The sequence below is a fragment of the Rhodococcus daqingensis genome (assembly GCF_042665615.1).
In the GTDB taxonomy this organism is placed as follows: Bacteria; Actinomycetota; Actinomycetes; order Mycobacteriales; family Mycobacteriaceae; genus Rhodococcus_G; species Rhodococcus_G daqingensis.
The window spans coordinates 60977-71920 of record NZ_JBHTCS010000026.1 but is presented as its reverse complement, the minus strand read 5'-3'; the positions used below and the strand labels follow the sequence as shown (position 1 = coordinate 71920).

The window sequence follows — 10944 nt, the reverse complement described above, 5'->3', positions numbered from 1 at the left end:
CGACGACTCGATTGCGGCCCGCTCCTGGTCGGGCGCGGTGGCAGGTTCGGTGCGGCATCGGTCGGTGCACGCCACGCACTGGGCGATGATGAGCCCCGAGGCGCTCGAGGAGATGGCGCCGGTGCTGCGGGAACTGCTCGCCGGACCCGTCGAGTAGGAGCACGAGAACGCTCTCGCCCATCGGGCGGCATCCGACGGTCGTCGCACACCCAGGCTTCCTGGGGGTTGCGACGACCGTGGTGTCAACCGAAACGGGCCACGAAGCGCCGCTGCCAGGGAGTCTCCACCGCTCGCGGGGAGTAGTGCTCGCGCACATAGTCGACGGCGTGCTCACCGGCGATGCCGTCGAGGACGGCCAGAGCGGCGAGTGCCGTTCCCGTCCGTCCGAACCCGCCCCCGCAGGCGATCTCCACGCGTTCGGCCGCGGCTCGTGCCAACAGATCCTTCAGCGCAGTCCGGAATTCCTCGCGGTCGGTCGGTAGCCAGAAGTCGGGCCACCGGATCCACCGGTGCCCCCAGGGAACGGGCGGCGGCCGGCGCCCCCGCAGATACAGTCCGTGGTCAGGCCGGAGTCCGTCGGGGAGGGGCAGGCGCAGGCCTCGCCCGCGAACGAGCAGCCCGGACGGCAGACGCATCACCCCGGCCGCAGCCGGATCCCACGACGTCATCCGATCCCCTACCTTCCGCGCGGATCGGCGTGGGCCGGCATTGCCGGCGCCCGCCGTGCCGTCAGGTCTACGAGTACGGGTTGTGCGCGGCCCGCTGATAGCCCTTGATGGCGGGGTAGGTGAACAGCAGGATGGCGCCGACCGACCACAGCACCGTCTTGATCAACGGCTCCGCGACCGGACCGCCCAGGGTCAGGCCCTTCATCGCGTCGATCGCGCACGACATCGGCTGGTTCTCGACGAAGGTCTGCAGCCACGTCGGGTAGGCCGCCGTCGGCACGAAACCCGAGTTGAAGAACATCAACAGCGTGCACAGCAGCGAGAGGAGCTCCACCAGCGGCGCCTTGGCCGCGATCACCGACAACAGTGTGACCAATGTCGCGAATCCCATTCCCAGCAGCAGCGGGACGAACAGCATGCCGACAGCGGGGAGGAAGCCCTGGGTGAACCGGAAACCGAGCGGGATCGCCACCAGCACGATCAGCACCGTCGTGATCATGATGCGGACGGACTCGGCGATCAGGCGGCTCACCAGTCCGGCCGCGCGGTGCATCGGCAGGATCCAGAAGCGGGCGAGCAGCCCGGTCTTCCACTCCTTCTTGAGCGACAGGCCACTGGCGATGCAGCCGAACATCGCGCCGACCAATGTCATCATCGGGGCGGTGCCGTAGATGCTGTTCACCCCGGTCGCCTTGGTGATCGAGATACCCAGCACCGCCCAGAACATCAGCATGGTGACGGCGGGATAGATGACCGCCTGCAGGATGGTGAAGGGGTCGCGGAGCCAGCCGCGCAACAGCCTGCCGGCCTGCAGCAAGCTGTGCTCGTAGAGGGCGGGCCAGGAGGTCTCGGACGGTGGGTCGGTGACGACCGGGAAGCTGTGGGTGGCGGGGATGGCCTCCCGGATCTGTAGGTCGGTCATCCTCGCCTCACGTTCGCCCAGATCGACAGCGGAACTGCGACGAGTAGCAGTCCACCGATCCACAGCAGCGACGGTGTCAGTTGGTGCAGGGTGATGTTGCCCTCGGCCATCGAGCGCATCGAGACGGAGAACTGAGAGATCGGCTGGTTCCGCACGAAGCCCTGGGACCACTCGGGGAACTGCGACTCCGGGACGAACCCGCTCGAGAACATGCCGAGGATCAGCTGGGGGAGAGTCAGCGACTGGCTGGTGATCTCGGGGCTCTTGGTCATGGTGCCGAGGGCATCGCCCGCCATCGCGAGAGTCATGCCGACGCCGAGCGCCAACACACAGAAGCCCACGGCCAGCGAGGTGCCACCGATGAACTCGAACCCGATGACATAGCCGTAGGTAACCGCGGCGACCAGGGATATCACCGCATGGATGAACATCGCGGTCACCCGCGAGGCCAGCGGGACCGCGGGGAAGATCGGCATCGTCTGGAACCGCGCGTTCATCCCGTTCGATGCCTCGGTCGCGGCGCGGCCGGCCGCCGTGATCGCGGTGAAGGCCATGGCCTGCAGCACGATGATCGGCATGACGAACTGTGCGTAGTCGATGCCCTGGACCTTCATGACGAACTTCAGCGGCAGGTAGAAGCCGAGCGTGAAGATCAGGGGAGCCAGGACCGCGACGAAGATCTGTCCGTGCGACCACATGGTGTGCACGTTGCGCCCGGACAGCGCCAGCCACTGCTGGACGCTGGACAGCTGCGGCTTGCGGTGTCGCCCGGTTCGCGCGATGACGACCGGGCTGGCGGCGACCGCGGTCACGACGCGACGCTCGCTTGCTCGGACTCCTCGTCCTCGGCCCTCGTTCCTGTCAGTGCCAGGAACACGTCATCGAGGGAGGGCCGGCGGAGGGCGATGTCGGCGAGCGGGATCCGCGCGATGTCGAGTCGGCGCAGCACCTCGGCGAGGGTCTGCGCGCCGTACTGCGCGGGAATCGAGAGCCGGTCGTGGCCGGTCTCGGTGATGTACTCGGGCGGAACCAGACTCATCAGCACGTTGAAGACCCGGGGCAGGTCCGCGAGCTGCACCGGCACCACCTCGCAGTAGCTGCCGCCGGTGCGCTCCTTGAGCTGGTCGGCGGTGCCCTCGGCGATCACCGTGCCCTTGTCGATGACCACGATGTTGTCGCTGAGGACGTCGGCCTCCTCGAGGTACTGCGTCGTCAGCAGGATCGTGATGCCCTGTTCCTTCAGGTCGGACACCAGCGACCACACGCCCTGACGACTGCGGGGGTCGAGGCCGGTGGAGGGCTCGTCGAGGAAGACGACCTCGGGCCGGGTGACCAGCCCACACGCGATGTCGACGCGCCGCCGCATGCCGCCCGAGAAACCCGACACCTTGCGGTCGGCCGCGTAGACCAGATCGAACTGGCGTAGCAGCTCCTCCGCCCGGCCCTTGGCGGACTGCTTGGTCAACCCCAGCAGGCGGCCGAAGAGCACCAGATTCTCTCGGGCGGTGAGGGATTCATCCAACGCCGCGTACTGCCCGGTCGTCATGATGCTGCGTCGCACGGAGGCGGCCTGCGCCACCACGTCATGGCCGGCCACGAACGCGCGGCCCGAATCGGGGCGCAGCAGCGTCGAGAGAACATTGACCGTGGTGGTCTTGCCTGCGCCGTTCGGGCCCAGGATGCCGAGCACGGTCCCTCGGGGAACCTCGAAGCTGACGCCGCGCAACGCGTGCACGTCGCCGAACGACTTCGTGATTCCCTCGACCAGGACGGCAGAGTGGGGTGAAGGCATGCACGCGAGTATGTCATGGGTCCAGTTCGTGGGTGGTCGACAGCGGTGGATTGGCCGCGTGTTCGGGTCCGGATTCCCGCCATGCGGACGCGATCTCGTATTGCGTGCGTCCCGTGGGCGGGGAGGTCGGGGCCCCAGCTGGACCTTTGGCGCATAAGTTAACGATGAATCGAGCGATCTGTATCGATCTGCACAGTCCGGTAACCGCACCTGAACGCGCATTTCGAACGATTCTCGAGAACCCTCTGGTGAACGACGCCGCGTTGTGGTTGCATGGCGGCCATGAGTCGACGGGCGGCAGTGACCATCCAGGACATCGCGGGTGAGGGGATCATGCTCGCCGCGGGAGGTCGCGCGATCCTGCTCCAGGTGGCGAATCGGGGTGTGGGTCACGGCGTCGCGGATCACAGTGATTTCGCCTACCGGGCGGTCGACCGCCTGCGGACGACGATGACCTATATATACGCCGTCGTCTACGGCACCGACGCGGAGCGCACGACCGTCGTCCGGATGGTCAACAAGGCACACGCCAAGGTGCGCTCGGACGACTACAGCGCATTCGACCCACAGCTTCAGTTGTGGGTGGCCGCCACTCTCTATGAGAGCGCGGTCACGCTGTATGAACGCGTATTCGGCAAGCTCGACGACGCCAATGCCGATGCGTTGTATCGGGAGTACGCGATCCTGGGAACCGCGCTGCAGGTGCCGGAGGGGCTCTGGCCGCGCGATCGCGCCGAGTTCGCCGCGTACTGGAAGCAGCAGATCGACGGCTTCGAAGTGGATGGAAAGGTCCGGGCCGTGTCGAGGGACCTCTTCCATCCGATGCGGGCACCCTTCTTCATTCGCGCGAACCTGCCGGCATACCGCTGGCTCACCACCGGGCTGCTGCCCGAGCGGTTGCGGCAGCAGTTCGAGCTGCCCTGGAACGAGCGCGATCAGCGCCGGTTCGAGTGGGTGATGACGCTCGCATCATGGGTGTACCCGCGAATCCCGAGGGTTGTCCGGCATGCCCCCAGGGCCGTCTATCTCTGGGACATGCGACGGAGGCTGCGCACGCGCGGCTCGCTGTCGGCCTGACGGCGCAGCCTCGGTCGGCTACTTCGGGGTCACCCAGATCGTGATGTCCGCGTGTACGACCTCGGTGCCTGCCTTGTCGTAGAGCGCGACGGATACCACGAGGTCCGTGCCCGAGGTGATGTCGTCGAAGCTCGGCAGATCCGGGAGCGTCGCGACGGCGCGCAACCCGGTGTTCGCCTTGGTGATGTAGCGGGTGTGCATCGACTTCGGTATCCACCGGTGCGAGGTGGGCACGGTGGCCTCCGCGAGCATGCCCATCGCCGCCTCGGCGATGTTGCATGCGGCGATGGCGTGGAAGGTGCCCAGGTGGTTGTGCACGCCCCACCACTTGGGTGATCTGACCTCGCAGAGTCCCGGTTCGAGCCGGGTGACGTGGGGGAGCACGGTCGCGAAGTACGGCACTCGCAGGCACATGCCGAGTGAGAACAGCGTCGAGCCGACGCGGTTCCTGGGAAGCTTGAGCCAGCCGCGGTAGGTGGGTGTCTGAATCGTCATGCGCCTATCTTACTTTGAAGTAAGTTCCATGAGGCGGTTGCCACCCCGGATCGGATTTGAACTCCCGGCCGGTCTGCGGCATACTGTTCGGGTTGCCTAGACCCAGGTCGTGTTCGTTGCGTCCGGCGTCGGGCGAGAGACGACCGAAACTCCGGCAGTCAGTGCGGGGCAAGGTCGATGCAGGACGGAAGCAGTACCTGCGCTCACTTGCGAGCGCATCCGGTATTCATCTTCAGGGGACAGTTGTGCCCTGAGGTATGAGCGGCCAGGCGACACGCCCGACCGCGTGTACCGGAGAACCATGACAGATGAACAGCGGCAGCGGATCGGGTACTTGCCCGGTCGCCAACGTTCGGACAGTCATGGGCAAGGCAGGAACTGTGCAAAACGAGGTAGCCCATGACGGGTCTACACGAACGAGGTAGCCCCCCAGGGTCTACAAGGGCCTAATTCACAACGGGCAAGGAAGAGGACACAAGCGTGGCGGGACAGAAGATCCGCATCAGGCTCAAGGCCTACGACCATGAGGCGATCGATGCGTCAGCGCGCAAGATCGTCGAGACGGTGACCCGTACCGGGGCCCGTGTCGTTGGACCGGTGCCGTTGCCGACTGAAAAGAACGTGTACTGCGTCATCCGCTCGCCGCACAAGTACAAGGACTCGCGCGAGCACTTCGAGATGCGTACCCACAAGCGGCTGATTGACATCCTCGACCCGACGCCCAAGACAGTCGACGCGCTCATGCGCATCGATCTGCCGGCCAGCGTTGATGTCAACATCCAGTGAGCGCGGCGGAGACAAACACAATGACTGAGAACAAGATCAAGGGAATCCTGGGCACCAAGCTCGGCATGACCCAGGTCTTCGACGAGAACAACCGGGTCGTCCCGGTGACCGTCGTGAAGGCCGGACCGAACGTCGTCACCCAGATCCGCACCGAGGAGCGTGACGGCTACAGCGCCGTGCAGCTCGCCTTCGGCGCGATCGACCCGCGCAAGGTCAACAAGCCGGTTTCCGGCCAGTTCGCCAAGGCCGGTGTGACCCCCCGTCGCCACGTCGTGGAGCTCCGCGTTGCGGACGCCTCCGAGTACGAGGTCGGCCAGGAGCTCACCGCCGAGGTCTTCGAGGACGGCGCCTACGTCGACGTCACCGGAACCAGCAAGGGCAAGGGCTTCGCCGGAACCATGAAGCGGCACGGCTTCGCCGGCCAGGGCGCCTCCCACGGCGCGCAGGCTGTGCACCGTCGTCCGGGTTCGATCGGTGGCTGCGCCACTCCCGGCCGCGTGTTCAAGGGCATGCGCATGTCGGGCCGCATGGGTAGCGACCGCATCACGACGCAGAACCTCTCGGTCCACAAGGTGGACGCCGAGAACGGTCTGCTGCTCATCAAGGGTGCGATCCCCGGCCGCAAGGGTGGCCTCGTGATCGTCAAGACCGCAGTGAAGGGTGGTGCGTCCGCATGACCGAGACCGCAACCAAGCTGACCCTCGACGTCAAGGCTGCCGGTGGCAAGACCAACGGCACCGTTGATCTCCCCGCCGAGATCTTCGACGTCACGGCCAACATCGCGCTGATGCACCAGGTCGTCGTCGCTCAGCTCGCCGCGGCACGCCAGGGCACGCACTCCACCAAGACCCGCGGCGAGGTTCGCGGTGGTGGCAAGAAGCCGTACCGCCAGAAGGGCACCGGCCGCGCCCGTCAGGGTTCGACCCGCGCCCCGCAGTTCGCCGGTGGTGGCGTCGTCCACGGCCCGCAGCCGCGCGACTACAGCCAGCGCACCCCCAAGAAGATGAAGGCAGCCGCCCTGCGCGGAGCCCTCTCCGACCGGGCGCGCAACGAGCGCATCCACGTGATCACCGAACTGGTGGCGGGTCAGACCCCGTCCACCAAGGGCGCGAAGTCGTTCCTCGGCGAGATCTCGGATCGCAAGAAGTTTCTGCTCGTCGTCGGTCGCGAGGACATCGCGGCATGGAAGAGCGTGCAGAACCTGGAAGGCGTGCACCCCATCGCACCCGACCAGTTGAACACCTACGACGTGCTCAACAGCGACGATGTCGTGTTCAGCGTCGAGGCGCTCAACGCGTTCATCCACGGGCCGGCCGAGTCCGCCCAGGCAGACAGCAAGGAGGAGAGCAAGTGAGCACCATCGCTGACCCCCGCGACATCTTGCTGGCCCCGGTCATCTCTGAGAAGTCCTACGGACTGATCGAGGAAGGCACCTACACCTTCCTGGTGCACCCGGACTCGAACAAGACGCAGATCAAGATTGCCGTCGAGAAGGTCTTCGGCGTCACCGTGACCAGCGTCAACACCGCCAACCGTCAGGGCAAGCGCAAGCGGACCCGGTTCGGTTACGGCAAGCGCAAGGACACCAAGCGCGCGCTCGTGACCCTCTCGGCCGACAGCAAGCCCATCGAGATCTTCGGAGGACCGGTCGCGTAAGCGGGCGGGACTTGACGAGACATAGAGGACGAGAAGACTCATGGCAATCCGTAAGTACAAGCCGACTACCCCGGGCCGTCGCGGCTCGAGCGTCTCGGACTTCGCCGAGATCACTCGGTCGACCCCCGAGAAGTCGCTTATCCGCCCGCTGCACGGTCGCGGTGGACGTAACGCCCACGGTCGCATCACCACGCGTCACAAGGGTGGCGGTCACAAGCGCGCCTACCGGCTGATCGATTTCCGTCGCAACGACAAGGACGGCGTGCCGGCCAAGGTCGCTCACATCGAGTACGACCCCAACCGCACGGCGCGCATCGCCCTGCTGCACTACCGCGACGGCGAGAAGCGCTACATCATCGCGCCGAAGGGCCTCGAGCAGGGTGCCCTCGTGGAGTCCGGCCCCGCGGCCGACATCAAGCCGGGCAACAACCTGCCGCTGCGCAACATCCCGACCGGTACCACCATCCACGCGGTGGAGCTGCGTCCGGGTGGCGGCGCCAAGATGGCCCGCTCCGCAGGCGCCAGCATCCAGCTTCTCGGCAAGGAAGGCCCGTACGCGACCCTGCGTATGCCCTCCGGTGAGATCCGTCGCGTCGACGTGCGCTGCCGCGCATCGGTCGGCGAGGTCGGCAACGCCGAGCAGTCGAACATCAACTGGGGCAAGGCCGGCCGTATGCGCTGGAAGGGCAAGCGCCCGACCGTCCGTGGTGTCGTGATGAACCCGGTCGACCACCCGCATGGTGGTGGCGAGGGCAAGACCTCCGGTGGTCGCCACCCGGTCAGCCCGTGGGGCCAGCCTGAGGGCCGTACCCGCAAGCCCAACAAGCCGAGCGACAAGCTCATCGTCCGCCGCCGCCGTACCGGCAAGAACAAGCGCTAGGAGGGAGTTCAGAATGCCACGCAGCCTGAAGAAGGGCCCGTTCGTCGATGACCACCTCCTCGCGAAGGTGGATGTGCAGAACGAGAAGGGAACCAAGCAGGTCATCAAGACCTGGTCCCGTCGTTCCACGATCATCCCGGACTTCATCGGACACACGTTTGCGGTCCACGACGGCCGTAAGCACGTCCCCGTGTTCGTCTCCGACTCGATGGTCGGACACAAGCTCGGAGAGTTTGCACCGACCCGCACGTTCAAGGGTCACATCAAGGATGATCGGAAGGCGAAGAGGCGATGAGTAACACCGAAACCGCCAACCCGACCGCCAAGGCCGTCGCGCGCCACGTGCGTGTGACGCCGATGAAGGCGCGTCGTGTCGTGGATCTGGTTCGCGGGCGTTCCGTCGAGGACGCGCTGTCGATCCTGAAGTTCGCGCCGCAGGCAGCGAGCGAGCCGGTCGCCAAGGTGATCGCCTCCGCAGCGGCCAACGCCGAGAACAACCTCGACCTGGACCCGAGCACGCTTGTCGTCGCCACGGCGTTCGTGGACGAGGGCGCGACCCTCAAGCGGTTCCAGCCGCGTGCACAGGGCCGTGCGTTCCGGATCCGCAAGCGCACTAGCCACATCACCGTGATCGTGGAGAGCCTGCCCAAGGCCGGCACCTCGACCCGCAATCGCCGGAAGGGAAGTGCTCAGTAGTGGGCCAGAAAATCAACCCGCACGGCTTCCGCCTCGGCATCACCACCGACTGGAAGTCTCGCTGGTACGCAGACAAGCAGTACGCGGAGTACGTCAAGGAAGACGTCGCCATCCGTAAGCTCCTCGCCACCGGCATGGAGCGGGCCGGCATCGCCAAGGTGGAGATCGAGCGCACCCGTGACCGGGTTCGCGTCGACATCCACACCGCGCGTCCGGGCATCGTCATCGGTCGCCGCGGCGCCGAGGCCGATCGCATCCGCGCCGAGCTGGAGAAGCTGACGGGCAAGCAGGTGCAGCTCAACATCCTCGAGGTCAAGAACGCTGAGGCCGAGGCCCAGCTCGTGGCGCAGGGTGTTGCCGAGCAGCTGTCGAACCGTGTCGCGTTCCGTCGCGCCATGCGCAAGGCCATCCAGTCGGCCATGCGTCAGCCGAACGTCAAGGGCATCCGGGTGCAGTGCTCGGGCCGTCTCGGCGGCGCCGAGATGTCCCGCTCGGAGTTCTACCGCGAGGGTCGGGTTCCGCTGCACACGCTGCGCGCGGACATCGACTACGGGCTCTACGAGGCCAAGACCACCTTCGGCCGCATCGGCGTGAAGGTCTGGATCTACAAGGGCGACATCGTCGGTGGCAAGCGTGAGCTCACCGCCAGCGCTGCTGCCCCGGCCGGCGATCGCCCCCGTCGCGAGCGTCCGAGCCGTCCGCGTCGTTCCGGTGCCTCGGGCACCACCGCGACCAGCACCGAGGCGGGCCGCGCCGCGACCGCCACCGCCGAAGCTCCGGCTTCGACCGAACCGAATCAGGAGGGCTGACGCATGTTGATCCCCCGTCGGGTCAAGCACCGCAAGCAGCACCACCCGAGCCGTTCGGGTGCCGCCAAGGGTGGAACCCAGGTGACCTTCGGTGACTACGGCATCCAGGCTCTCGAGCCCGCCTACATCACCAACCGTCAGATCGAGTCCGCTCGTATCGCCATGACGCGCCACATCAAGCGTGGCGGCAAGATCTGGATCAACATCTTCCCGGATCGTCCGCTCACGAAGAAGCCGGCCGAGACCCGAATGGGTTCCGGTAAGGGTTCGCCGGAGTGGTGGGTCGCGAACATCAAGCCCGGTCGGGTCATGTTCGAGATGACTTACCCGAACGAGGAGATTGCTCGCGAGGCCCTGCGCCGCGCGATGCACAAGCTCCCGTGCAAGTGCAGGATCGTCACGAGGGAGGAGCAGTTCTGATGGCTACTGGAACCCCAGCCGCAGAGCTCCGCGAGCTCAGCGAAGAAGAGCTGGTCACCAAGCTCCGCGAGTCGAAGGAAGAGCTGTTCAACCTTCGCTTCCAGATGGCGACCGGTCAGTTGGACAACAACCGTCGCCTGCGCACTGTCCGTCACGAGATCGCGCGCGTCTACACCGTTATGCGTGAGCGTGAGCTCGGCCTCGCCGCCGGCCCGGATGCGGGTGACGCGGCATGAGTGAGAAGAAGGACACCGCAGTGACAGAAGAGCGTGGGACCCGCAAGGTCCGCATCGGCTACGTCGTCTCCGACAAGATGGAGAAGACGATCGTCGTCGAGCTCGAGGATCGTGTGAAGCACCCGCTGTACGGCAAGATCATCCGCCGTACCACCAAGGTGAAGGCGCACGACGAGAACGGCATCGCCGGCATCGGCGACCGCGTCCAGCTCATGGAGACCCGACCGCTGTCGGCGACCAAGCGCTGGCGTCTGGTCGAGGTGCTCGAGAAGGCCAAGTAAGAAGAGCACTACACCGAAACGGCCCGTCCCCGGTTGGGGGCGGGCCGTTTCGCGTAGGTCACCAGTGGGGGAGTGCACAACCACAATCGAGGCGGATCGCGCGCGATTTGGATTCCCTCGGCGTGTTCCCTACACTAGAGCGGTTGCCTGTGCCTCCGCATGCCCGCATGTGGGTACGGCCGGGTAACAGACCGCGCGCATCGGGTCGGTAATCCGGTGCGTACGA

17 protein-coding genes are annotated in these 10944 nt (G+C 66.1%); 12 read left to right on the top strand and 5 right to left on the bottom strand.

Annotated elements, in window-relative coordinates:
• Window positions 1-242 precede the first annotated feature (242 nt).
• The 4 genes from ACFQS9_RS22170 to ACFQS9_RS22155 form a co-directional block, all read right to left on the bottom strand.
• Entirely contained in the window at window positions 243-668 is a 426-nt protein-coding gene (locus ACFQS9_RS22170; protein ID WP_378408674.1) for a protein-tyrosine phosphatase family protein, read from the bottom strand.
• Between the two features lie 67 nt (window positions 669-735).
• Window positions 736-1590, bottom strand: coding sequence for an ABC transporter permease (locus ACFQS9_RS22165; RefSeq protein WP_378408672.1), 855 nt, complete (start codon window positions 1588-1590; stop codon window positions 736-738).
• Window positions 1587-2402, bottom strand: coding sequence for an ABC transporter permease (locus ACFQS9_RS22160; protein WP_378408670.1), 816 nt, complete (start codon window positions 2400-2402; stop codon window positions 1587-1589). Before ACFQS9_RS22160 ends, ACFQS9_RS22165 begins: the two co-directional genes overlap by 4 nt.
• The gene (locus ACFQS9_RS22155) at window positions 2399-3382 is read right to left on the bottom strand and encodes an ATP-binding cassette domain-containing protein (RefSeq protein ID WP_378408668.1); all 984 of its coding nucleotides are present in this window, start codon (window positions 3380-3382) and stop codon (window positions 2399-2401) included. The genes ACFQS9_RS22160 and ACFQS9_RS22155 overlap by 4 nt, the downstream gene beginning before the upstream one ends.
• Before the next feature lie 282 nt (window positions 3383-3664).
• Between ACFQS9_RS22155 and ACFQS9_RS22150 the strand changes: the two genes are divergently transcribed.
• Window positions 3665-4459 carry an oxygenase MpaB family protein gene (locus tag ACFQS9_RS22150; protein ID WP_378408666.1) on the top strand — a complete coding sequence of 265 codons (795 nt, stop codon included), beginning with the start codon at window positions 3665-3667 and terminating at the stop codon, window positions 4457-4459.
• Between the two features lie 18 nt (window positions 4460-4477).
• On the opposite strand, the gene ACFQS9_RS22145 is transcribed toward ACFQS9_RS22150, so the two are convergent.
• Window positions 4478-4954 carry a hotdog fold domain-containing protein gene (locus ACFQS9_RS22145; protein ID WP_378408664.1) on the bottom strand — a complete coding sequence of 159 codons (477 nt, stop codon included), beginning with the start codon at window positions 4952-4954 and terminating at the stop codon, window positions 4478-4480.
• A gap of 480 nt (window positions 4955-5434) precedes the next feature.
• On the opposite strand from ACFQS9_RS22145, the gene rpsJ reads away from it, so the two are divergent.
• The 11 genes from rpsJ to rpsQ are packed head-to-tail and all read left to right on the top strand — an operon-like array spanning window position 5435 to window position 10718.
• A complete protein-coding gene (gene rpsJ / locus ACFQS9_RS22140; RefSeq protein WP_003938093.1) occupies window positions 5435-5740 on the top strand; it encodes a 30S ribosomal protein S10 in 306 nt (101 codons plus the stop codon).
• A 20-nt stretch (window positions 5741-5760) separates the two neighbouring features.
• Window positions 5761-6417, top strand: a complete 657-nt coding sequence (gene rplC, locus ACFQS9_RS22135) for a 50S ribosomal protein L3 (RefSeq protein WP_027503150.1) — start codon at window positions 5761-5763, stop codon at window positions 6415-6417.
• Window positions 6414-7094, top strand: coding sequence for a 50S ribosomal protein L4 (gene rplD / locus ACFQS9_RS22130; protein ID WP_378408661.1), 681 nt, complete (start codon window positions 6414-6416; stop codon window positions 7092-7094). The genes rplC and rplD overlap by 4 nt, the downstream gene beginning before the upstream one ends.
• Window positions 7091-7396: a 50S ribosomal protein L23 gene (gene rplW / locus ACFQS9_RS22125; protein WP_027503152.1), complete on the top strand. Its 306-nt coding sequence runs from the start codon at window positions 7091-7093 to the stop codon at window positions 7394-7396. The genes rplD and rplW overlap by 4 nt, the downstream gene beginning before the upstream one ends.
• Window positions 7397-7436: 40 nt before the next feature.
• Window positions 7437-8276, top strand: a complete 840-nt coding sequence (gene rplB, locus ACFQS9_RS22120; protein WP_027503153.1) for a 50S ribosomal protein L2 — start codon at window positions 7437-7439, stop codon at window positions 8274-8276.
• 13 nt (window positions 8277-8289) lie between these two features.
• Window positions 8290-8571, top strand: a complete 282-nt coding sequence (gene rpsS / locus ACFQS9_RS22115; RefSeq protein ID WP_003940820.1) for a 30S ribosomal protein S19 — start codon at window positions 8290-8292, stop codon at window positions 8569-8571.
• Complete coding sequence (gene rplV, locus ACFQS9_RS22110; protein ID WP_027503154.1) at window positions 8568-8972, top strand: 50S ribosomal protein L22; 405 nt, start codon at window positions 8568-8570, stop codon at window positions 8970-8972. The genes rpsS and rplV overlap by 4 nt, the downstream gene beginning before the upstream one ends.
• Window positions 8972-9781, top strand: a complete 810-nt coding sequence (rpsC, locus tag ACFQS9_RS22105) for a 30S ribosomal protein S3 (protein ID WP_378408658.1) — start codon at window positions 8972-8974, stop codon at window positions 9779-9781. Before rplV ends, rpsC begins: the two co-directional genes overlap by 1 nt.
• A 3-nt stretch (window positions 9782-9784) precedes the next feature.
• On the top strand, window positions 9785-10201 hold the full coding sequence (gene rplP / locus ACFQS9_RS22100; protein ID WP_027503156.1) for a 50S ribosomal protein L16: 417 nt from the start codon (window positions 9785-9787) through the stop codon (window positions 10199-10201).
• The gene (gene rpmC / locus ACFQS9_RS22095) at window positions 10201-10437 is read left to right on the top strand and encodes a 50S ribosomal protein L29 (RefSeq protein WP_027503157.1); all 237 of its coding nucleotides are present in this window, start codon (window positions 10201-10203) and stop codon (window positions 10435-10437) included. Before rplP ends, rpmC begins: the two co-directional genes overlap by 1 nt.
• Window positions 10434-10718 (top strand): 30S ribosomal protein S17, encoded by a 285-nt coding sequence (gene rpsQ / locus ACFQS9_RS22090; RefSeq protein WP_378408655.1) that lies wholly within the window; start codon window positions 10434-10436, stop codon window positions 10716-10718. Before rpmC ends, rpsQ begins: the two co-directional genes overlap by 4 nt.
• The last annotated feature ends 226 nt before the right edge of the window (window positions 10719-10944 follow it).